The 23025-nt window shown below is 64.1% G+C and carries 21 protein-coding genes; 20 read left to right on the forward strand and 1 reads right to left on the reverse strand.

Annotation, left to right across the window (positions count from 1 at the left end):
* Positions 1-179: 179 nt before the first annotated feature.
* A complete protein-coding gene (locus tag UP09_RS18790) occupies positions 180-1157 on the forward strand; it encodes an LLM class flavin-dependent oxidoreductase (protein ID WP_044539752.1) in 978 nt (325 codons plus the stop codon).
* Between the two features lie 32 nt (positions 1158-1189).
* Here UP09_RS18790 and UP09_RS18795 read toward each other — a convergent pair whose 3' ends face one another.
* Positions 1190-2110, reverse strand: coding sequence for a LysR substrate-binding domain-containing protein (locus UP09_RS18795; RefSeq protein WP_044539753.1), 921 nt, complete (start codon positions 2108-2110; stop codon positions 1190-1192).
* A gap of 97 nt (positions 2111-2207) precedes the next feature.
* Between UP09_RS18795 and UP09_RS18800 the strand changes: the two genes are divergently transcribed.
* The 19 genes from UP09_RS18800 (at position 2208) to UP09_RS18890 (ending at position 23013) form a co-directional block, all read left to right on the forward strand.
* Entirely contained in the window at positions 2208-2981 is a 774-nt protein-coding gene (locus UP09_RS18800) for an ABC transporter ATP-binding protein (RefSeq protein WP_044539754.1), read from the forward strand.
* Positions 2978-3700: an ABC transporter ATP-binding protein gene (locus tag UP09_RS18805; RefSeq protein ID WP_044539755.1), complete on the forward strand. Its 723-nt coding sequence runs from the start codon at positions 2978-2980 to the stop codon at positions 3698-3700. Before UP09_RS18800 ends, UP09_RS18805 begins: the two co-directional genes overlap by 4 nt.
* Before the next feature lie 3 nt (positions 3701-3703).
* Complete coding sequence (locus tag UP09_RS18810; RefSeq protein ID WP_044539756.1) at positions 3704-4618, forward strand: branched-chain amino acid ABC transporter permease; 915 nt, start codon at positions 3704-3706, stop codon at positions 4616-4618.
* 3 nt (positions 4619-4621) lie between these two features.
* Positions 4622-5698, forward strand: coding sequence for a branched-chain amino acid ABC transporter permease (locus UP09_RS18815; protein ID WP_044539946.1), 1077 nt, complete (start codon positions 4622-4624; stop codon positions 5696-5698).
* A 29-nt stretch (positions 5699-5727) separates the two neighbouring features.
* The gene (locus UP09_RS18820) at positions 5728-6930 is read left to right on the forward strand and encodes an ABC transporter substrate-binding protein (protein WP_082070195.1); all 1203 of its coding nucleotides are present in this window, start codon (positions 5728-5730) and stop codon (positions 6928-6930) included.
* A gap of 144 nt (positions 6931-7074) precedes the next feature.
* Positions 7075-7803 carry a LamB/YcsF family protein gene (locus tag UP09_RS18825; RefSeq protein WP_044539757.1) on the forward strand — a complete coding sequence of 243 codons (729 nt, stop codon included), beginning with the start codon at positions 7075-7077 and terminating at the stop codon, positions 7801-7803.
* Between the two features lie 45 nt (positions 7804-7848).
* Positions 7849-8091: an acetyl-CoA carboxylase gene (locus UP09_RS18830; protein WP_044539758.1), complete on the forward strand. Its 243-nt coding sequence runs from the start codon at positions 7849-7851 to the stop codon at positions 8089-8091.
* A gap of 1 nt (position 8092) precedes the next feature.
* Positions 8093-9505 carry an acetyl-CoA carboxylase biotin carboxylase subunit gene (locus UP09_RS18835; protein ID WP_044539759.1) on the forward strand — a complete coding sequence of 471 codons (1413 nt, stop codon included), beginning with the start codon at positions 8093-8095 and terminating at the stop codon, positions 9503-9505.
* Between the two features lie 33 nt (positions 9506-9538).
* Positions 9539-10414 (forward strand): 5-oxoprolinase subunit B family protein, encoded by an 876-nt coding sequence (locus tag UP09_RS18840; protein WP_044539760.1) that lies wholly within the window; start codon positions 9539-9541, stop codon positions 10412-10414.
* Positions 10404-11381, forward strand: a complete 978-nt coding sequence (locus tag UP09_RS18845; protein ID WP_044539761.1) for a 5-oxoprolinase subunit C family protein — start codon at positions 10404-10406, stop codon at positions 11379-11381. Before UP09_RS18840 ends, UP09_RS18845 begins: the two co-directional genes overlap by 11 nt.
* A 240-nt stretch (positions 11382-11621) precedes the next feature.
* The gene (locus UP09_RS18850) at positions 11622-12581 is read left to right on the forward strand and encodes an AraC-like ligand-binding domain-containing protein (RefSeq protein ID WP_044539948.1); all 960 of its coding nucleotides are present in this window, start codon (positions 11622-11624) and stop codon (positions 12579-12581) included.
* Between the two features lie 238 nt (positions 12582-12819).
* Positions 12820-14844, forward strand: coding sequence for a hydantoinase/oxoprolinase family protein (locus tag UP09_RS18855; RefSeq protein WP_044539762.1), 2025 nt, complete (start codon positions 12820-12822; stop codon positions 14842-14844).
* A 4-nt stretch (positions 14845-14848) separates the two neighbouring features.
* On the forward strand, positions 14849-16813 hold the full coding sequence (locus UP09_RS18860) for a hydantoinase B/oxoprolinase family protein (protein ID WP_044539763.1): 1965 nt from the start codon (positions 14849-14851) through the stop codon (positions 16811-16813).
* 117 nt (positions 16814-16930) lie between these two features.
* Complete coding sequence (gene torT, locus UP09_RS18865; RefSeq protein ID WP_245302054.1) at positions 16931-18025, forward strand: TMAO reductase system periplasmic protein TorT; 1095 nt, start codon at positions 16931-16933, stop codon at positions 18023-18025.
* 69 nt (positions 18026-18094) lie between these two features.
* Positions 18095-19633 carry a sugar ABC transporter ATP-binding protein gene (locus tag UP09_RS18870; RefSeq protein ID WP_044539765.1) on the forward strand — a complete coding sequence of 513 codons (1539 nt, stop codon included), beginning with the start codon at positions 18095-18097 and terminating at the stop codon, positions 19631-19633.
* On the forward strand, positions 19630-20649 hold the full coding sequence (locus UP09_RS18875; protein ID WP_044539767.1) for an ABC transporter permease: 1020 nt from the start codon (positions 19630-19632) through the stop codon (positions 20647-20649). The genes UP09_RS18870 and UP09_RS18875 overlap by 4 nt, the downstream gene beginning before the upstream one ends.
* Complete coding sequence (locus tag UP09_RS18880; RefSeq protein ID WP_044539768.1) at positions 20642-21655, forward strand: ABC transporter permease; 1014 nt, start codon at positions 20642-20644, stop codon at positions 21653-21655. The genes UP09_RS18875 and UP09_RS18880 overlap by 8 nt, the downstream gene beginning before the upstream one ends.
* Positions 21652-22533: an FAD binding domain-containing protein gene (locus UP09_RS18885; protein WP_044539769.1), complete on the forward strand. Its 882-nt coding sequence runs from the start codon at positions 21652-21654 to the stop codon at positions 22531-22533. The genes UP09_RS18880 and UP09_RS18885 overlap by 4 nt, the downstream gene beginning before the upstream one ends.
* A gap of 21 nt (positions 22534-22554) precedes the next feature.
* Entirely contained in the window at positions 22555-23013 is a 459-nt protein-coding gene (locus UP09_RS18890) for a (2Fe-2S)-binding protein (protein WP_044539770.1), read from the forward strand.
* Positions 23014-23025 lie beyond the last annotated feature (12 nt).

Below are 23025 nucleotides of genomic sequence, written 5' to 3' on the forward strand. Positions count from 1 at the left end.
TCCGATCTGTTGCGCCGCAGGATGCCCCAACTCCCTTGCTCAGCAGATTGACCCACATGGCGGTCATATCCATATGGGACGTAGGAATCGGATGAAGCCTGCCGTTTCGGACCAGCTCGGACGCGGCCGAGCACCGCTCGCGGCGTCATCCCAGCACATGGTTTGGTTCGGGAGCTCCTATGACGGCACTGTCTATCCTCGATCTCGTCCGCGTCACCCAGGATACCGATGCGCGCGGCGCGCTCGACAACGCCCGCGATCTTGCTGTTCACGCCGAGGCTTGGGGCTATCGCCGCATTTGGGTGGCGGAGCATCACAATATGGCCGGTATCGCGAGCGCCGCGACGTCGGTTGTGATCGGTCATATCGCAGCAGGAACAAAAACCATCCGTGTCGGCGCCGGCGGTATCATGCTCCCCAACCATGCCCCCTACGTCATCGCGGAGCAGTTTGGGACGTTGGCGCGTTTGTTTCCAGGTCGCATCGACCTCGGACTGGGCCGCGCACCGGGGACCGACCAGCTCACTTTGCGCGCCTTGCGCCGCACGCCCGAAGCCGCCGAGAACTTCCCGCAGGACGTTCTCGAGGTGCAGGCCTTCCTGGCTCCGGCCGGTCCAAATCAACGCATCCAGGCCGTGCCGGCTGCAGGAACGGAAGTCCCGTTGTGGATTCTCGGATCGAGTCATTTTGGTGCGATGCTGGCGGCCGAACTCGGGCTCCCCTACGCGTTCGCCTCGCATTTCGCGCCCGACGAGCTCATCCCGGCGTTACAAATCTACCGCAACCGCTTCAAACCGTCCGAGCAGCTTGACCGCCCCTACACCATGGTCGGGGTCAACATCGTCGCCGCCGGCAGCGATGACGAAGCGCGCAGGCTGGCGACGACGCAGCAGATGTCCTTTGCAAACATCTTCCGCGGCGCGCGCGGCCTCAGCCAGCCGCCGATCGACGACATCGAAAGCTACTGGTCTTCAGCGGAAAAGGCCCAGGCGATGCGGATGCTGGCGCGCTCCATCGTCGGCTCGCCCGAGACGGTTCGTTCCGGCATCGATGCACTCGTCGCAGAGACGGGCGCCGACGAACTCATGATCGTGTCCGACGTCTACGATCATCCAACTCGGCTGCGATCCTTCGAACTGATCGCCAGCGCTGTTTAGAGCGCCGGCACCTTCCTGCCGAGCCGTCGTCTTCAATCGAACTGGACCGGCTCCGATCCTGGATAGGCGTGCGAGACAAACTCGCAGAAGGCACGCGCCGCCGCAGAAAGCCGCGACTTGCTTTTCCAGGCAAGGCCAACGTCCATGGTGTGAACGTCATCATCCAGCACCTTGACGTCGATCCGGTGTCCTTCAAGCGACCAAGGCCGATAGATTACATCGGACAGGATCGTGACACCCATTCCGGTCGCGACCATGCTGCGAACGGCTTCCACGGACAGGGTACGGAAGGTGACGTTGGGCACGTACGATGTACGCTGCCAGTAGCGCATCGCGGAACGTTCAGCCTCGTCGACGGTCAGCATCAGATATGGCTCGGCGGCAACATCGGCCAGCGTGACCTTGTCCTTGTGCAACAGCGGGTGATTGGCGCAGGTCCACAGACGCCGCGGAGACTTCAACAACAAGCGTGAATGAATGCTGCGCCGATCGTGCAGGTTAGAGACCAGCATGATCGCGGCATCGACGCTGCCCTTGACGAGGCTTTGCTCGATCGCATCGCGCTGAAATTCGTGCAGCCGCACGGTGATGCCGGGAAACGATCGCCAGAAGCGCGACAACAGCGGCGGCAGGAAATAGCCGGCGACCGTGTAGCTGACCGCGACGTCGACGGTGCCGCCGACCTGGGTTCCCCAGCGATGCGGCCCCCGCGTCGCATCCGACACGCTGGCCTCGATCGCGCGGGCGCGCTGCAGGAATTCCTGACCGTCGACGGTGAGTGTAACACCGTTGGAATGCCGGTCGAACAGCTTGCGGCCGAGATCGGCTTCGAGCGCCTTGATCGATGCCGTGACGGCCGACTGCGTCACATTGAGCCCAGCCGCAGCCGCCGAAACCCTTCCGGATTCCGCGGTAGCAATGAAATGCCGAACCTGACGGAAAGTCAGAGCCATCAATTTTTCCGATATCAGCGACTAGTTTTTCGAGTTTTACAATCCCCCTCTGCGACGCGAAAATCAATCGTTGGTTCACGCGGGAGACGGCACCTCGATGACTTCCCAGGGCTTGGAGTTGGTCGCGCGCGACGTCAGCGTCCAATTCGAGGGTCTGAAAGCGCTGTCGGACGTGACCCTTGCTGTCCCGCGCGGCCGCATCACCGGATTGATCGGGCCCAATGGCGCGGGAAAAACCACACTTATCAACGTCCTGACCGGATTCCAGCCGGTCGGCACGGGAACGGTCGAACTGGAAGGTAACGCGATCGGCGGCATCGCCCCACACAAGCTGCGGCGGATGGGCGTCGCGCGCACGTTTCAATCGGGACGACTGTTCCGCGATCTTCCTGTGATCGACAACCTTGAGGTGACGGGCGTCGGCCTTGGCCAAAGCCGGCGCGACGCGATCACGGAAGCAAGGCAAGTATTGGCCTGGCTCGGCATTTCGCCGCTCGCGGCCACGATTGCAGGCGCCCTGCCCTATACCGACGAACGCCGCGTCGCCATCGGCCGCGCCATCATGTGCACGCCGCGCTATCTGCTGCTCGACGAACCCGCAGCCGGCATGTCCGAGCACGAAAGCCATGATCTGGCCGTCATCATCAAGCGGATCGCCGGCGAACTCGGCGTCGGCGTCCTCCTGATCGAGCACAATATCGGGCTTGTGCTCGAATTGTGCGAACGCATCTTCGTGCTCGATTCCGGCGAGATCATCGAGGTCGGCGCGCCCGACCAGATCCGCCGCAGCGACGCGGTCCGCCATGCCTATATGGGCACACAACGGGATGAGATCATCCCGGCGCTCGCGGAACAGGCCGCGGCGTCATGACGTTGCTTGATGTCGACGACATCACCGTGCGTTATGGGCGCCTCACCGCCTTGCGCGGCGTCACGATAACAATTGCCGAAGGCGAGATCCTGTTCGTGACCGGCCCCAACGGTGCCGGGAAGTCGACCCTGCTCAACGCCATCGCCGGCGTCGTTCCAACTGCAACGGGCACCATCACGCTGGACGGCACAAGAGTGACCGGCGCCGCACCGGAGGAGATTGCGCGGCGCGGATTTTCGCTGGTGCCCGAAGGGCGCAACGTGTTCGGCGGCCTGACCGTCGAGGAGAATCTGAGGGTCGGCACCGGCATGCGTGCCGACCGGAAAAAGATCACCGACGATCTCGAGTCGGTCTACCAGGACTTCCCGATGCTGGCGGAGCGCCGCCACACCACCGCCGGCATGCTGTCCGGCGGGCAGCAGCAGATGCTGGTGATCGGCCGCGCACTGATGGCCGCTCCGCGCCTCATGGCGATCGACGAGCCCTCGCTCGGCCTTGCGCCCAAGATCATCGACCAGGTCTACGAGATCCTGATGCGGCTGCGATCGCAGCGCAAGCTCACCCTCCTGATCGTCGAGCAAAGCTCGGCGCGCGCCATGATGACCGGCGGACGGATGATCCTGATCCGCGGCGGCCGCATCGTGCTGGAGGGAGACGCCGCAGACATGGTCAAGGACGAACGGCTGAAACAGGCCTATTTCGGCTTTGGGGACCATTAGACGATGACCGCCGTCCTGCAAATCGTCTTCGACGCGTTGAGCCTGGGTAGTCTTTATGCACTTGGCGCGCTCGGTATCGCGGCAGTCTTCGGCGTCATGCGCCTGGTGAATTTCGCGCATGGCGACTTCATTGCCTTCTGCGTGTTCGCGATGCTGTTACCGTCGGTCGATGCCACGGCAATCGTGTTCGCCGGCCAGCTGCCGTTCTATCTGCTGATTCCGCTGCTGCTGCTCGTGGGCGCCGGCCTGTCGATGTTGTCGGAGGTGATCGTCTTCCGCCGCTTCCGCAACGCCAACCCGGCGACCATGATGATCGCATCCTTCGCGCTCGGCTTCGTGATCCGGCACTTGCTGCTGTTGCTCTATTCGAGCCGCCCGAAGTCGATCACGCTGTGGCCCAGCCTTGGCCTGCCGGTGGAGTTTCTCGGTGCCCACATTCCGATGCTGCAGGTTGTCACCATCATCATCACGCTGGTGGTGCTGGCCGTGCTGGTGCTGTTCCTGAAGCACACGCGCTATGGCCTGGAGATGCGCGCCGCCGCCGAGAATTTCACCATGGCCCGCATGCTCGGGGTCCGCGCCAATGGCGTCATTCTGCTCGCGTTTGCCATCAGCGGCATGCTGGCGGCGGCGATCGGCCTGATCCTCGCCACCAACTCCGGCACCGCCGATATCGGCATGGGCGCCAATGTCATGCTGATTGCCTTCATTGCAACCGTAATCGGTGGGCTCGGCAGCGTGCCCGGCGCAGTTGCCGCGGGCTTCCTGATCGGCGCCGCAAGCGTCGTGTTTCAGGCCACCCTGCCGCATGACGCCCGCGTGTTCCGCGATGCCTTCGTTTATGGCGCGGTGATCGTGGTCCTGCTGGTGCGCCCGCAGGGCCTGTTTGCCCCCAAATCCGCCAAGCAGAGAGTCTGATTGATGTCGCGTCCGCCATCCGTCATCCGGCAAACGATCGTCACCCCGATCATACTGATCGTGGTGCTGCTCGCGATGGCGGCGTTGTCCTATCAATTCGGCAGCCGGGCCTTCAACCGCACCGCCATCGAGATGTTCATCAACATCATGGTGGTGGTCGGGCTCTACGCCTTCGTCGGCAATTCGGGGCTGCTGTCGTTCGGGCATATCAGCTTCATGTGCCTTGGAGCCTACATGACGGCATGGTTGACCATTCCGCCAGTGATGAAGTCGATCACGCTCAAGGGATTGCCGGCGTGGCTGCTGCACACACAATTGCCGATGTGGGTTGCCACACCGATCTCGGGCGTGTTCGCAGCGCTGTTTGCGCTGATCGTCGGGCGCATCATCATGCGGTTATCAGGGATTGCCGCCTCGATCGCCACGTTCGGCCTGCTCGGCGTCGTCAACAATGTCTATTCGAACTGGGATTCCGTCACCGGTGGGCAAGGCTCGATCGTCGGAATTCCCCCCACCATGAACGTCTGGATCGGATGGCTGGGCGCCGCGGTCGCCATCGTGACGGCCTATCTCTATTCGATCTCCCGCTCGGGACTTGCACTGCGTGCCGCGCGCGACGAGGAGGTGGCCGCCAGAGCCTCCGGCGTCGATATCGTGAGGGAGCGGCTGGTCGCCTTTGTCGTCAGCGCGTTCATCATCGGTCTGGCGGGCGCGTTCTACGCGCACTTCCTGAGCATCGTCAATCCAGGCTCATTCTACCTGCGCACCACCTTCATTACCCTGTCGATGCTGGTGGTCGGCGGCATGTACAGCCTTAGCGGCGCGGTTGCCGGCGTGGTCGCGATATCGGTGCTGATCGAGCTGTTTCGCGATCTCGAAAAAGGCGTCAGCGTCGGCGGTTTGACCGTGGGACTACCGAACGGCGCCCAGGAAATCGCGATCGGCATCATCACGATCGTCATCCTGATTTACCTGCCGAGCGGCCTCACCCGCAACCGGGAATTCTCGTGGCGGAACTGGCCGCTTCAGCGGCGGCGTCTCGTACCGCCCGTGCAGACGGCGCTAAAGGAAACCAACTGAACTACCGTGCATCATTGGAGGAGTGGACAATGCGTTTCGATAGAATACGTTTCGATAGAATACTTGGGATACTGGCCGGCGCCGCCACGCTTTGGTTCGCGCCAGCCCACGCCGCCGACGAGATCGTCGTCGGATTCGCCACCGCCGCATCCGGCTTCATGCAGGCCTATGACAAGCCTGCCCAGGATGCCGCGTTGATCCGCATCGACGAGATCAACAAGGCTGGCGGCTTGCTGGGCAAGAAGATCAAGCCGGTGTTCGCGGACACCAAGACCGATCAGGCCGAAGGCGCCAAGGCCGGGCTTGCGGTGCTCGACCAGGGCGCCGAACTCGTCATCGTTTCCTGCGACTACGATTTTGGCGCGCCCGCGGCGCTACAGGCGCAGGCGGCCGGCAAGGTTTCGTTCTTCCTGTGTGCCGAATCGATCAAGGCCGGCATCCCCGGTGTCGGCCCCTCCTCGTTCTCAGCCTCGGTGCTCGCGGCCGTGCAGGGCGCGACGATGTCGGAATGGGCCTACAACAAGAAGAACGCCCGCACCTTCTACCGGCTGCTCGACAGCTGGACCGTCTACAACAAGGGCATCTGCGACGGCTTCGACTGGCAAATGCCGCATCTGAAGGACGCCAAGCTCGTCGGCAGCGACACCTTCAAGAACGACGACGCCTCGATCGCGTCCCAGATCACGCGCATCAAGAGCCTGCCCAAGGAACCCGACGCCATCATGCTCTGCACGATGATGCCGGGCGCAGTCTCCGCCATCAAGCAGATCCGCGCCGCCGGCATCAAGTCGATGATCCTCAACGGCTCGGGCGTCGACGGCAGCTACTGGCTGAACGCCGTGCCTGATCTGTCGAACTTCTACGTTCCGGTGCAAGGCTCGGTCTACGGCGACGATCCGAATCCGAAGGTCAACGAATTCAACAAGAAGTACAAGGACGTGACCGGCGGCGATCCGTCCAGCCAATACGTCTATCCCGGCTACGTCCTGATCGACGTCTGGGCCAAGGCAGTCGAACGCGCCAAGACGACGGACGCCGCAGGCGTCGTGGCCGAGCTCGAGAAGATGAACAACGAGCCCACGCTGTTCGGACCGCGCACCTTCACCAAGGACCTCCACCACCAGAACCAGGGCCGCTACCTGATCGTCGACACCGAGGCCGGCAAGCCGAAGGTGGTCGACCAGTGGACAATCTCGGAAAAGATCCCGGTCGACTACCTGGTCTCCAAGTGAACTCTCAAAGTGAGTTCTCAAAGTAAGCGCTCAAAGTAAACTCGCCATGCGCCGTTCGCGGATGCCTCGTCGCATCCGCGGGCGGCCCGGCTCCCTCGGATCACACAACAACCCGCAAGAACGACAACGGGAGGATAATGAGAGATGGTGGTTATCAACTGCGACATGGGCGAAGCCTACGGCCTCTACAAAATGGGCGATGACAAGGCTCTGATGCCCCACATCGACGTCGCCAACGTCGCCTGCGGATTCCACGCCTCCGACTTCAATCACATGCGCAAGACCGTGCAACTGGCGAGGCAGCATGGCGTCAAGGTCGGCGCCCACCCATCGCTGCCGGACCACCAGGGCTTTGGGCGCAGGGAGATGAAGATCGACCGCGAGGAGCTGGCCAACTGCCTGCTGTACCAGATCGGCGCGCTGAAGGCGTTCCTGGACGCCGAAGGCATGACGCTCAACCATATCAAGCCACACGGCGCGCTGTACGGCATGGCGTCGCGGAACGAGGACATCGCGGAGGCGGTCGCCGATGCGGCCGACGTCTACAAGGTGCCGCTGCTCGGCATGAAGGGCACGCTGCATCAAAAAGTCTACGAACGCCGCGGCCACACCTTCGTCGCCGAATACTATGCCGATCTCGACTATAACGCCGACGGCAGCCTTATCATCACGCGTGAACATGACGCCAAGGATCCTGTCGATGCGGCCTCGCGCTGCACCCGCGCGGTGAACGAGGGCAAGACGCGTACGGTGGCCGGCAATGACATCGTCGTCGGGGCCGATTCCATCTGTATCCATTCCGACACGCCCAATGCCGTCGCCATTGCGCAGGCGGTTCGCGAAGCGGTCCGTCCCTATCTGACGGCACCTTGACGCATCGCGCAGCGACGGTCGAAACGAACACACGAGGAGCAGTCCATGGCCACCCAGCAGATATTCTCGCCGCTACCCGGCATCTTCTATCGCAAGCCAGCCCCCGACAAGCCGGACTACAAATCCGATGGCGACATCATCACGGAAGACGACACGATCGGTCTCATCGAGGTGATGAAATCATTCAACGAGGTAAAGGCCGGTGCAGCGGGCAAGATCGCGCGTTTCCTGGTGGAGAATGAGGAAGCCGTAATGGCCGGCCAGCCCATCGCCGAGATCGACGTTTGAGATGACGATCAAGAAGCTCCTCATCGCCAACCGCGGCGAGATCGCCGTTCGGATCATTCGCGCGGCGCGCGAATTGGGCATTGCGACCGTGCAGGTCTACAGCAAGGCCGACAAGGACTCGCTCGCCGTCCGCCTCGCCGACGAAGCCGTCGATATCGGTCCGCCGCAGGCGTCGAAATCCTATCTCAACCAGGCGGCGATCCTCGCCGCGGCCAGCGCCACCGGCGCCGACGCGATTCATCCGGGCTATGGCTTCCTTGCGGAGAACGCCAATTTCGCCGAGGCCGTCGAGGCTGCCGGCCTGATCTTCGTTGGTCCCACGGCCCAATCGATCCGCCTGATGGGCGACAAGGTCGCAGCCCGTGAGGCCGCCGCAGCAGCCGGCGTTCCGACCGTCCCGGGCAGCCGCGGACGCCTGGACTCCGCCGAGGCCGCCTTCGCGCTCGTCGAGACCACCGGCTTTCCGGTGATGATCAAAGCCGCGGCCGGCGGCGGCGGACGCGGCATCCGCATCGCGCGCACCGCAGAGGAATTCCATCATTTGATGCCGCAGGCGCAAGCCGAGGCGCTCGCCGCGTTCGGCGATGGCGGCCTCTATGTCGAGAAACTGGTCGAAGGCGCCCGTCATATCGAGGTGCAGGTGCTGGGCGACGGGAAAGACGTCATCCACTGCTTCGATCGCGAGTGCTCGTTGCAACGCCGCCGTCAGAAGGTCTGGGAAGAAGCGCCCTCGCCGTCGCTAACGCCGGCGGTTCGCGAACAACTTTGCGCGTCAGCCGTCGCGCTCGCCAAGGCGGTAAACTATCGCGGCGCGGGAACGATCGAATATCTCTACGATGACCGCAGCCACGAATTCTACTTTCTCGAGATGAACACCCGCATCCAGGTCGAACATCCGGTGACAGAGATGGTGACCGGCATCGACCTGATGATCGAGATGATCCGGATCGCCGGCGGCGAGCCGTTGCGCATCCGTCAGGATCAGGTCCGGGTCAAAGGCCATGCGATCGAGGTCCGCATCAATGCCGAGGATCCGGCAAAGGGCTTTCTGCCGAACCCGGGCACGGTGAGCGCGCTCAGCATCCCCGGTGGCGAGGGGGTTCGTTTCGACAGCATGCTCTATGCCGGCTACACTGTGCCGCCGTTCTACGACAGCCTGCTCGGAAAGCTGATCGTTCACGACAAGGACCGGCCGAGCGCCATCGCGCGGCTCGACCGCGCGCTAGCCGAGCTTGAAGTCGATGGACTGGCGACGACCAAATCCCTGCATCAGGCACTGGCACGCGACCCCGACGTGCAGGCCGGTCGTTTCCACACCGCCTGGCTCGAGCCATGGCTCGCCTCGCATGCCGAGGCGCTTGCGGCGGCAACGCCGTCACCGTCCGTCAAACTCACCCCGACGACCGCACCATAACCCGCCCCGTCAGCAACAGGAGGCCGCAGTCCCATGCAAACCAGATTTTCCTTCGGCGGTGACGAGCACATCTTTGCCGAAGTCGACGAATCGATGTCGCTGGAGGCCTTTTTCAAGAGCCTCTTCGTCACCAACGCCGTGCGCGACGCCAAGATCAAGGGCGTGACCGAAATATGCCCGGCCAACGCCTCCTACCAGATCAAGTTCGATCCGGATCAGATCAAGCCCGACGATATGCTCGCCGAGCTGAAGCGGCTGGATTCGTCGACTGAGAAATCCGAGCCAGTCATCAAGACGCGGATCATCGAGATCCCCGTGCTCTACAATGATCCCTGGACGCACGAGACCCTGATGCGTTTTCGCGAGCGCCATCAGGACCCTGATGGCACCGATCTCGAATACGCGGCACGTATCAACAACCTCGACAGCGTCGATGCATTCGTCAAGGCGCATTCGAGCGCGCCGTGGTTCGTCTCGATGGTCGGATTCGTCGCCGGCCTGCCCTTCCTCTACCAGATGGTCGAGCGCAAGCGGCAGCTTCAGGCCCCGAAGTATCTGCGCCCTCGCACCGACACGCCAAGGCTCACCGTCGGGCACGGCGGATGCTTCAGCTGCATCTATTCCGTGCGCGGCGCCGGTGGCTACCAGATGTTCGGCATCACGCCGATGCCGATCTACGATCCGAACCAGAAGATCAGCTATCTCCGCGACTTCATGTGCCTGTTCAGGCCGGGCGACATCGTGAAGTGGAAGCCGATCGACCGGGCAGCTTACGACGCCGCTGTCGAGGATGTCGACGCCGGCCGCTTCGTACCCGTGATCCGCGACGTCTCGTTCTCGCTGACCGAATTCAACAACGACATCGATGCCTATAATCGCAAGCTCGAGGGGGTTCTCCATGCCCATTAAGGTCTTGAAACCCGGTCTTGCGACCACCGTCCAGGACCTCGGACGTCCCGGTTATTATCACATCGGCATCCCGCTCTCCGGCGGAATGGATCGTCACGCGCTCGCGGCGGCGAATCTGCTGGTCGGCAATGAAGAAGGCGCGGCTGTGCTCGAAGCCGTGTTCATGGGACCGGAGCTCGAATTCACCGACGACGCCCTGGTCGCGGTCACCGGAGCCGAGTTGCCGCCAAAGCTCGATGGTGCGCCGCGCGAGACCTGGACCGGCTTCAAGGTAAAGCGCGGCCAGAAATTGTCGTTCGACTTCCTCAAACAGGGCGCGCGTGCCTACATCGCGATCGCCGGCGGCATCGACGTTCCAGTCGTTCTCGGCTCGCGTTCGACCTACGCGCTTGGCGCGCTCGGCGGTTTCAAAGGGCGCAAGATCGAGGCCGGGGATGAATTGCCGATCGGCACATCCGCGGCGCCGGTCAAGGAAGGCCGCTCGATCGCGAAGGAATTGCGCGGCATGCCGGCCGGAAAGCCGACAGAGTTGCGCGCCATGCCGGGACTCTATTGGCACCGGCTCACCGAGACCGCCGGCAGCGGGTTCTTCTCCGATACCTGGAAGGTCGCTCCGGAGGCGGACCGGATCGGCTACCGCTTCAAGGGCGGCAAGCCACTCGAATTCGTGCCGCGCGAACCTCCCTTCGGGGCCGGCTCCGATCCGTCCAACATCACCGATGCCTGCTATCCCTACGGTTCGATCCAGGTGCCCGGCGGCACCGAGCCGATCGTGCTGCATCGCGACGCCGTGTCGGGTGGCGGCTATTTCATGGTCGGGACCGTCATTGCGGCGGACATGGACCTGATCGGCCAGCTTCAACCCAACACACCGGTCAAGTTCGTCAAGGTCGGGATGGAGCAGGCACTTGCGGCGCGCCACGACCGTGCCGGGCTTCTGGCACGGCTGCGCAGTTCGTTGGCGTGATTGCGCCGAGGCATTGCTTTGACAAGATGCAGCGTGGCGGACGGATCCCGTTCGGCACGCTTGTTCCGGCGGCAGATGTCGTCATTCTGTGTCTCAGGAGCAAGATCTGATCGCGCAGTGCGCGGAACATGACAAGAACCCGGTGCGAGTTCCTGCCTCTCTCCTTCGGGCACGAGAGTTGCACGGTCCGCGAGGAGCGAAGGCAAGACCCCGCAGTCGACGGCAGTGACGGAGCGCAAGATGCAGACCACTTACGCGACCAACGACATTCCCGCACATCAACGCCGGCAGTACTGGCAGCAAGTCGTCTCCGACACCTATTTCTCGCTCGACCTTCGTTTCCTCGGGGGGCACGACTTCAACGGCAGCCTCGGCGCCTGGTCGCTCGGGCCTCTTTCGGTTTCCCGCAACATGTCGGACGGGCTGCTCTACAAGCGGCACGAGCGCCATCTGCTCAATGAACGCGAAGAGTGTTTCCTGATCACGGTGCCGGAGCTTGCCGAAATCCGCTTCGCGCAGGACGGCAAGGAGGTGCTGTGCCGGCCGGGCGCCTTCCTGATCGAGCGTAGCCATTTGCCGTACGAGTTCAGCCATCGCGACCCGTCCGCGCTCTGGGTGCTGAAGGTCCCGAGCGCGGTGCTGAAGGCGCGGATTTCCCGCCCCGAACGGCTCGCGACGCTGCAATTCGACTGCAGCCGCAGCGTCGGCGCGCTTTTCGTCGATACGCTGCGCCTCGCCGGCGAACGCATTGAGGAGATGGACGAGCCCGCGCGCGCCATGATGGGCAAGCATCTTATCGATCTCCTGGCGATGGCGGTCGAGTCCGATGAGCGCGTGCTGGCGGGACACTCGTCCTCGATCCGCAACGCCCACCTCCATCGCTGCGAGCACTTCATCCGCAGCAAGCTCGACGACATGCGGCTGACGCCGCAGATGGTCGCGGATGGCTGCGGAATATCGCTCAGATATCTGCACCAGATATTCGAAGGCGAAGGCGTCACCGTGAGCACCTATATCCGCACCGAGCGCCTCCTGATGTGCGATGCCATGCTGCGCGATCCACAATGCCGGAAGAGCATTTCCGAGATCGCCTATCATTGGGGCTTCGGCGACCAGGCCCAATTCAGCCGCAACTACCGCGGCCGGTTCGGCCGCACGCCGAGCGAGGCGCGGGCCGCTTCGCGCATGGTTCAGCCCTGACCTGACTTGATCAGAACCGAAGGCTCCGGGCAGGCGCCGATCCAACGGATCATGCTCTCTGGCACAAATCTTCCTGCGCTCAGCGTCAAGCGCTCTGTCAGCGGCCGCCTATAATCTTCACAACATCTGCGGAAATCCACCGGTCGAACCGACCGTCTGCGGCAACTGGATCTTCGATCCGGCGAGCCCGCAGCTACGTCGCGACCTCGCCGGCTCGTGCTCGAAAGGAAGTCGCATCGTGCAGAACCTTCGCGTTGCCGTTGACGTCGGCGGCACCTTTACCGACATCTGCATCATGGACGAGGTCACGGGCCTCATCCGGATCGAGAAAACCGCATCGACGCGCGATCCTATCGACGGGATCATGGGCGGTGTCTCCAAGGCCGGGATTGACCTGTCCAAGGTGGCGCTGTTCTCGCATGGCACCACGGTCGCGACCAACGCGCTGATCACGCGCCGGCTGCCGCGCACGGCGGTGGTGACGACCGACGGATTCCGCGACGTCATCGAGATCCGGCGCGCCAACAAGGAGGATCTCTGGGACACCTACAAGGACGTCGTCAAGCCCTACGTGCCGCGGCGCGACCGGCTGACAGTCCCCGAACGCATCGATGCCGCCGGCAAGGTGATCCAGCCGCTCGACATTGAGGCCGCGCGCGAAATCGCGCGCATCCTCAAGCGCCGCGGCGTCGCCGCGGTCGCGGTATGTTTCATGAATGCCTATCTCAACGGCGCGAATGAGCGCGCGATGCGCGATATCCTGCTGGCGGAAATGCCGGATATTCCGGTCTCGATCTCCTCGCAGGTGCTCCCCGAAATCTTCGAGCACGAGCGGTTCTCGACCACGGTTGCCAATGCCGTCGTGAGCCCGGTCGTTGTCAGCTACACCACCCGGCTCGGCGACCGTCTCGCCAATGAGGGCTACACCCGGGACCTGCTGCTGCTGCACACCGGCGGCGGCGTGATGACGCCGGCTAGCGTCAAGGATTTCGCCGCGCGCCTGGCCGGCTCCGGGATCGCTGCCGGCGCCATCGCCAGCCGTTACATCGCCGGCCTCTGCGGTTTCCCGAATTCCATCGGCCTCGACATGGGTGGCACTTCGACCGACGTGTCGCTGGCCTATCAAGGCCAGTCGCGCATCACCAAGGACTGGTACATCGAGTTCGGTTACCCGATCCGCTTTGCCTCGATCGAGGTACTGACCATCGGCGCCGGTGGCGGATCGCTTGCCTGGACCGATCCGGCGGGCTCGCTGCGCAACGGCCCGCAATCGGCCGGCGCCCATCCCGGTCCGGCCTGCTACGGCAACGGCAACACGCAGCCGACCAATACCGACGCCAACGTCACGCTGGGTCGGCTCGGCACCAGTCTCGCCGGCGGCAAGGTGACGCTCGATCCCGAGCTCGCGCACCAGGCCGTCGAGGACGGCGTCGCAAAGCCGTTCGGCCTCGGCCTGCACGAGGCGGCGGATGCCATCCTCAAGGTTGCGAACGCCAATATGTCGGATGCCGTGCGATTGATCTCGATCAGCCGTGGCTACGATCCGCGCGACTTCGCACTGGTCGCCTTCGGCGGCGCCGGTGCCCTGCACGGCGTCGACGTCGCGCGCGAACTCGCGATTCCCGTCGTCATCGTACCGCCGAATCCCGGTGTCACCTCGGCGCTCGGCTGCCTCTTGGTCGATATGCAGCACGACTTCTCGCAGAGCTGCATGGTCGGCGCCGATGAAGCTGACTCCGCCGATATCGAGACGCAGTTCGTTGCCCTGGAGAAGGAAGCGTTCGCGCGGCTGACCCACGAGGGCGTCGCGCCACAGGACATCGTGCTGCAGCGGTCGATCGACATGATGTATCGCGGCCAGTGGCGCTCGCTCGCCGTCACCGCGCCGCGCCCGATCGGCCCGATCGCCGATCTGGTCCGGAGTTTTCACGCCGAACACAAGCGCGAATACAATTTCCGCCGCGACGACGCGCCGGTCAGCTTCTTCCGCCTCAACCTGAAGGCAACCGGCGTCGTTCCCAAGGCGGAGTTTGCCGTCCATCAGCCGACCGGCATCATCCCGGAGCCGGTCGACCGGCGCCGGGTCTGGTTCGAAGGCAGCGGGCTCGACACTCCGGTCTACCAGCGCGACGACCTGCCCTGCGGCTTCAGCTTCCAGGGCCCCGCGATCATCGAGCAGGTCGACGCCACCACCGTGGTGCCGCCCGGTTCCAGTGCGGAGGTCGACAAATATCTCAACATCATCATCCGCGTGAAGGAGTGATCCGATGGCCGGCGATCTTGCGCTCGATCCCGTAACCTTTGAGGTGCTGAAGAACTCCTTCATCACCAGTGTCGACCAGATGGGCGAGCAGGTCTTAAGGACCTGCTACTCCTTCGTGATCTACAATCGCGACTTCTCAAGTGCCCTGCACGATGCCAAGGGTGAATGCGCAGCCCAGGGCAATCAGGACATCGCCGTCCATGTCGGCACGCTGCACTTCACCTGCCAGGAGGTCATGCGTCACTTCGAAAGCGACATGCATGAAGGCGACGTCTTTGCGATCAACGACCCCTATGCCGGCGGAACGCATTTCTCCGACGTCCGCCTGATCCGGCCGATCTTTGCCGACGGCAAGATCATCGCCTTCAGCCAGTCGAACGGACATTGGTCCGATGTCGGCGGCAGCGTGCCCGGGTCGTTCGACGTCGCCGCCCGCGAAATGTTCCGCGAGGGCTTGCGCATCACGCCGGTGCGTCTGTTCGACAAGCGCGGCTTACGCAAGGACGTCGCGCATCTGATCGCCTCCAACACCCGCGACCCGGCTTCGATCATCGGTGACATCCAGGCCCAGGCCGAGGCGACGGCGGTCTGCGAACGCGAGATCCTGCGCCTCGTCAGCAAATACGGCCGCGACACCGTCGAAACCGGACTGTCCGCGGTGCAGGATTATGTCGAACGTTCGGCACGCCAGCGGATTGCTGCGCTGCCGGACGGCGAATGGGAGACGGTCGACTACATCGACCGCGATCCGGCCGGCGGCGAGGGCATGATCCCGATCCGCATTAAAATGACGATCAAGGGCGACCGCGTCACCTACGATTTCACCGGCAGTCATCCGACCATCGGCTCGATCTACAACTCGGCCTTCGGCGCGACCTTCTCCGCCGTCGCCGCGGGCATGAAGACCTTCTTCCCCGACCTGCCGCTCAACTCCGGCTTCTATCGATGCTTCGACATCATCGCGCCGGAGGGATCGATCGTCGATGCCAAATGGCCGATCGCGGTCACCGGCTTCCTGATGCCGTTCGAGAAGATCATGAATTCGATCTACGAGATCTGGTCGAAGCTGATGCCGGAGCGCGCGCTGGCTTGCGCCTTCAACCTCGAATATCTGCTGACCGGCGGTCTCGACGCCCGCAGCTCCGACAAGCCGATCTTCATGTTCTACGACTGGCTGCCCGGTGGCTGGGGCGGCCGCAACGGCAAGGACGGCAGCAACGTCACCACCGCCTGCTTCGGAACCGGGTTGATGTCGCAGCCAGTCGAGGGCCAGGAGCGCGCCAATCCGATCCTGACCACGAAATGCGAGATCCTCACGGACTCGCCCGGCCCCGGCAAATGGCGCGGCGGCGCAGGGGTCGAGAAGATTTCGCGGATGTTGCAGGCGGAGAAGACCGTGATCTCCTACATCTGCGACCGCGAACGCGCCGTCGTATGGGGCATCGAGGGCGGCCTCCCGTCGATGCCGCACGGCTTGACCTTGACGCGGGCCGGCGGCAAAGGCCCGGAACGGCTCGGCTCGATCTTCTCCGACGTACCGATCGGCGAAGGCGACGTATTCTCGCGGCCGACCGCCGGCGGCGGCGGGTTCGGCGACCCGCTCGAACGCGATCCGCGCCTCGTGATCGAAGACATCAAGGACGACTACGTCTCGGTCGCGCGCGCCGCCAAGGACTATGGCGTAGTGGTGCAGACCATCGACGCCGAACTCTGCGAGTACGAGGTCGACAAAACCGCGACCGACGCGCTCCGCGCCAGCATCAGGGTCGAGCGTGTCGCCAAGGTGCGGCTCGATCCGGAGCTCGTGGCGCAGCGCTTTCGCAGCGGCGCGCTCGACGTCTTCGACGTCATCCGTCAGCACGCCGTGATCCTCGATTGGGGCACCGGTGCTCTGCTTCCCGAATCCACGCGTCAGTTCCGCGAAAGCTTCGAGCGACGATCGGTCGCGAACTGGGCCGCCGTTGGCTGATTCCATCGATAACCGCGTCGCCCACGGGCGGCACGGCGCGTGCATGCAGGAGGAGATCCGAAGTCGTCGGCCCTCGCCTTTCATTCGAACCATCAGGACAGATCCATGACAAGTTGCGTGTCGCGTCTTCCCGCCAATCGTTTTCGACCGATCCGATCCACGCTCGGCATCGTCGCCGGCCTGGCAATCGCCGCCGCGATCACGCCGGCGGCGGCAGCCGAGACGCCGTGGTTTCCGATGAAGCTCTACGACGCTTCATCAGGCACGCCGAAGCCGGCGGAGTACACGCCGCTGCCGAAGGCCGAGAAGCCCTACAAGCTCTGCGTGCTGTTCCCGCACATGAAGGACAGCTTCTGGGTGGCAGTCGCCTACGGCATCGTGAAGCAGGCCGAGGCGATGAATGTCAACATGACGCTCTATGAAGCCGGCGGCTATGAGAACCTGCCCAAGCAGCTCTCGCAGTTCGACGACTGCATGGCGAGCGGCGCCGATGCCATTATTGTCGGTGCCATCTCCGGTGCTGGCCTCAGCAAGAAATTCGAGGAAGCCAAAGCCAAGGGCGTGCCGGTCGTCGGCGTCGCCAATCCGCTGCCGCCTAACGCCCTGCCTGCGGCAATCTATGTCGACTTCGTCGCCATGGGCGCAGTGACCGGCGAAGGCCTGCTGGCGCAGGCCAAGCCCGGCGACAAGCTCAACATCGTGACCTTCCCCGGCCCGGCCGGCTCGGGCTGGGCGGAATCGTTCAACGAAGGCTTCAAGAAGGCGGTGGCGAAAAACCCGAACGCCAAGATTCTTGCCGAGAAATTCGGAGACTCCGGCGTCGCGGTCCAGCTCCAGCTGATCCAGGACGCGTTGCAGGCCTATCCCGGCATGAACGTGATCTGGGGGACCGCCCCCACCGCCGAAGCCGCGATCGGCGCGGTCGCAGAATCCGGACGCAACGACATGAAGATCATGTCGTCCTATGAGAACCAGGCCATGCTCGATGCACTGAACCGCGGCGACATCCTCGCCTTTGCGACCCAGTACCCGGTTGGCGAAGGCGCCGTCTCGGTCGATCAGGCGGTGCGCCTGATCGAAAAGAAGCCGGTGATGAGCTTCGCCCAGCCGCTGGCATCAGCAGTCGACAAGACCACCGTGCCGAAGCTGCAGATGGACCTCGTGCTGGCACCCGGAAGCTGGACCCCGGTCTATTCGGTCAAGGCCAAGTAGGCCCAGGCCACATACGTCAGGCGGGAGCCACAGCTCCCGCCTGCTTGCCGGACACCCACGGAGCAGGAGATGGATGCCGAAATCGATCTGAAGCAGGCCGAGCCCCTGCTCCGTTTGCGTGGCATCTCGAAACGCTTTGCCGGTGTCCGGGCGCTCGATCGGGTCGATCTCGATGTCCGCGCCGGCGAGCTGCACGTGCTGTTCGGTGAGAACGGCGCCGGCAAATCGACCTTGATCAATGTCGTGTCGGGCACGTTTCCACCCGACGAAGGCACGTTCCATTTCGGCGGCGAAGAGATCCGACATTTCACGCCGCAGCGGGCGCGCGCGATCGGTATCAGCCCGGTTTTCCAGGAATTCTCGCTGGTGCCGAGCCTCACCGTGGAAGAGAATCTGTTCCTCGGCCGCGAAGCCTCGCGCGGCGGCGTCCTGCGTACGCGGGAGATGCGAAAGCGTGCCCGGAACCTCATCGACGAGCTCGGCTTCGACCTCGATCCATCACAGCGGGTTGACGATCTCTCGCGCGCGCACCAGCAGATGGCGGAGATCGCCAAGGCCCTGCTCGGCCGGGTTCGTCTGCTGATCCTCGACGAGCCGACCGCCTCCCTGACCGAGCGCGAGACCGGACGGCTGTTCGAACTGATCGCGCGGCTGAAAAGCCAGAATGTCGGGCTGATCTACGTTTCGCACCGCATGCGCGAGATCCGCGCGCTGGCCGACCGCGTCACAATTTTGCGTGACGGCCGCCACATCCGTACCGTCGACGCCGCTGCATCGACCGATGGCGAACTGGTCGAATTGATGACCGGTCGCAAGATCGACCTGCTGTTTCCGGCCATCGCGCACAGACCGGACAAGATCATGGTCGACGTCGAAAATCTCACGTTGGCCGACGGCAGCGTCCGCGACGTCAACTTCTACGCCCAGGCCGGTGAGATCACGGGTATTGCGGGTCTCGTCGGCTGCGGCAAGTCGGAGCTGGTCCGTGCGATCTATGGACTCGCACCGATGACCTCGGGCGTTATCAGGATCGACGGCCTGCCATACGAATTTCCGGCGCCGCGGCGCAGCCTGAAGCACGGCATCGCCTATTTCCCAGCCAACCGGATCGCCGAAGGCCTCGCGCTGTCACGTCCGATCCGCGAGAACGCCTCGATGACCGGGCTCGACCTACCCGCCTTCGCCCGCTTCGGCGTGCTGCGGCAAGCAGCGGAGCGCACGGCGATCGGCCGCATCATGGCGCAGTTGCAACTCAGGCCGCCCGATATCGAGCGGCCAGCCGGCGCGCTGTCGGGCGGCAATCGCCAGAAAGTGATGCTCGGCCGCGCGCTCACGCGTGAGCTGACCGTGTTCCTGTTCGACGAACCAAGCGTCGGCATCGACGTCGGCGCCAAGCTCGAGGTCTACGAATTCATGAAACGCCTCGTCGAGGCCGGCGCCGCCGTTATCGTGGTGTCGTCCGAACTGCCGGAGGTGTTGGCGCTGTCGAACCGGCTCTACGTGATGCACAACGGCCGGATCGCAGCTGAGCTGAAGGGCGCTGCGAAGACCGAGCAGAACGTGCTCGCGAGCTTCTTCCGGGATCATCTCGCGGCGGAGGTCGCATGAGCACTGCGCTCACGGCCGGCCACCCCCGGGCGTCGATCGGCCTTGGCCGATCGATCGCGGAACGAATCGGATTCCTGCCGGCCCTGCTGGTGGCGGTGATTGCTGGCATGTCGGCGATCGATCCGCAGTTCTACGGCTTGATCAATATCCTGAACATCCTCCGTAACGGCTCGTTCCTGGCAATCGTCGCCTGCGGACAGGCGCTGGTGATCATCGCAGGCGGTTTCGATCTTTCGGTCGGCGCCGTCGTCGCACTTGCCAGCGTCGTGACAGCCAAGACCATGGCCGTCACGGCGGCGACGTTTCCCGGCAATAATGCCCTCATCATTGCAAGCGGCGTCGCCGCCGGGCTTGGCTGCGGACTCGTGGTCGGGCTCGTCAACGGCTTATGCGTGGCGAAGCTCAAGGTCTCCGGCTTCGTGGTCACCCTCGGCACGATGTCGGCGACCGCAGGCGTCGGCCTCATGATCACGAGCGGCATCCCGGTCTACGGCATGCCGGAGGTCTTCGTGAAGGGCTTTGGCCGCGCCCAGGTGTTCGGCCTGCCGACCGCCGTCTATGTCGCGCTCGCCGTGATTGTCGCGATGATGTTCGCGCAACGGCGCACGCTGTTCGGCCGCTACGTCTATGCGATCGGCGGCAATGTCGATGCGGCCGTGGTGTCGGGTGTATCGATCCAGCGCCACATCGTCGGCACCTATGTCGCCTCCAGCGTGCTGGCGGCGTTGACCGGAATCCTGCTCACTGCGCAGGTCGGCTCCGGCCAGGCGAGTTTTGGCGGCGACCGCATGATGCTGCAGTCGATCGCCGCCGCCGTGATCGGTGGCGTCAGCCTGCGCGGCGGTGTCGGCCGAGCCGAGATCGTCGCGGTCAGCGCGCTGTTCCTGACCATCCTCGGCAATGCGCTCAACCTGCTGCACATCGACTCCCGCCTGCAACCGGTGTTTCTCGGCGTCATCATGGTGGCGGCGGTGGCACTGGACGAACTCAGCCGACGGAGGAAGTCCCGTGTCTGACCTCGAATTGTCGGTCGACGCAAAGGACACCGGGTCTGCGAGGCTGGCTCCGATCAAATGGCTGTGGCACAGCATACTGCCGATTGCGCTGGTCGTGCTTCTGCTCGGTTTCGCCGCCGTCGACCGCCGCGTGCTGTCGCCGGCCAATCTGCTCAACATCGCCCAGCAGACCAGCTATCTGGCGCTGTTTGCGATGGCCCAGAGCGTGGTGATCCTGACCCGCGGCTTCGACCTCGCCCTCGGCCCGGCGGTGTCGATGGTCAGCGTCGGCACCGCCCTGGCGATGGCCAGTGCGACCGCAGCGGGCCACGACACCACGACCGTGCTGCTTGCCGGGCTTGGCGCCGGATTTGGCCTCGGCGTCGCCTGCGGCCTTTTCAACGGCGTGGTGATCGCGATGCTTGGCGTAAACCCCTTTGTCGCGACGCTCGGCAGCTACAACATCGCAATCGGAGTCGCGACGACGCTTTCGGCCGGACGGCCGGTGCAGGGCGTGCCGGACCTGTTCTCCCAAATCTTCTACGGCGGCAGCATCTTCGGCGTACCGGCCGCCATCATCATCACCGTTGCGGTCGGCATCGTTTTGCATTTGATGCTGGCGCGCACCGTGTTCGGCCGTTCGCTCTACATCATCGGCACCAACCCGCGCGCCGCCGCGGTGGCCGGCCTGCCGGTAAAGCGGATCGTGGCCCTGACCTATGTGCTCTGCTCGAGCCTCGCAGCACTTGGTGCCATCATGATGACGGCGCGCACCGGCTCGGGCGAGCCCAATCTCGGCGGTTCGCTGTCGCTGCAGGCGATCGCCGGCGCCGTCGTCGGTGGAACGAGCCTGGCCGGCGGTCGCGGCGGGGTCGGCACCGCGGTGCTCGGCGCCATGTTCGTCACCATCCTGTCCAACGGCATGAATCTCACCCGTATCGACGGCTACGTCCAGATGATCGTGCTCGGCGCGATCGTCATCATCGGCGTGCTGCTCGATCGCCTGCGACAGGAACGAAGCCAATGACGTCAGGTCTTGTCGTGCGTGCCGAACATAGCGACGCGGGGTCGATTTATGTCGCCCCTACGCTGCCGGCCGCGCTCGACGCGCTGCACGACTTCGGGTCCGCTGGCGCCCCCCTCGCCGGCGGCACGTGGATCATGCGATCCCCGATCCGGCACGAGCCGCTCAAGCCGCACTACGTCGCGATCGGAAAGATCCCCGAACTGAGCGCGATCCGGATCGATGCTGCGGCGGTTGAGATTGGTGCAGCGGTGACGCACGCGGCGTTGGCGGCGGCGTTGACCGACCTCCCGGAGTTCAGCGTCCTCGTCACCGCAGCCGGCCGCTCCGCCAACCCGGCGATCCGCAACATGGCAACGATCGGCGGCAATCTAGCGGCGTCGGACTTCGCCGCGGCGGATTGCGTGCCGGCATTACTCTGCCTCGATGCTGCGGTCGAAGTTGCAAGCCGGAATAACAGCGAGCGCATGAGCCTGGTCGACTTTCTCAAGGTGCGATCGACACTCTCGCCCGGCCGGTTGGTCACCAGGATCATCGTGCCTCGGACCGAGCGCAAGACCGCGCATGCCCGCCTGCCGCTGCGCAAGTCGGGTGACTATCCCGTCGCCATCGTCAGCCTCTCGGTGAACGTCGATGCAGCCAGCCGCGTCCAGGCGATCCGGATCGCGGTCGGCTCGGTCGAACCGGCTGCGCGACGCTGGGGGCGGCTCGAAGCCGCCCTGCTTGGCGGCGCGCTCGATCCCCCGCGGGTGGCTGATATCGCCGCAGGGCTGGCCGAGGAGTTCATCGGCCGCGACAGCATCGAGGTGCCGGCCTGGTATCGTGTGAGTGTGTTGCCGAGCCTGGTGCGCCGCGCGGTCGCCGCCGCGCTTGACGGTTAAAGGGCCAGTGAGAAAGCGAACATGGTCTTGAGCCTGAGCATCAACGGCGATCGCCTCACCTCCATCGCCGATCCGGCGATGCCGCTCGTCGACGTCCTGCGCGAGGAGTTTCACCTGACCGGCGCCAAGCCGGTGTGCCGCGAGGGCTTTTGCGGCGCCTGCATGGTGCTGGTCGACGGCAGGCCTGCGCCGTCATGCCTGATGCCCGTAGCGCTCGCACAGGGTTGCGATATCCGCACGGTCGAAGGCCTTGCCATCAACGGCACGTTGAATCCGATCCAGCAGGCCCTCGAGGCCTCCGATGCGGTGCAATGCGGCATGTGTTTTCCTGGCATGGTGGTCACCTTGACGCATCTTTTGACGACCACGCCCGGCGCGACTCGCGACGATATCCGTGCGGCGCTGACCGGCAACATCTGCCGTTGTACCGGATATGAGCGCATCGTCGAGGCCACATTGCTGGCGCTCGCCGCGAGATAGCAGGAGGCGCAG

It is taken from the genome of Bradyrhizobium sp. LTSP885, from assembly GCF_000938305.1.
Lineage (GTDB): Bacteria > Pseudomonadota > Alphaproteobacteria > Rhizobiales > Xanthobacteraceae > Bradyrhizobium.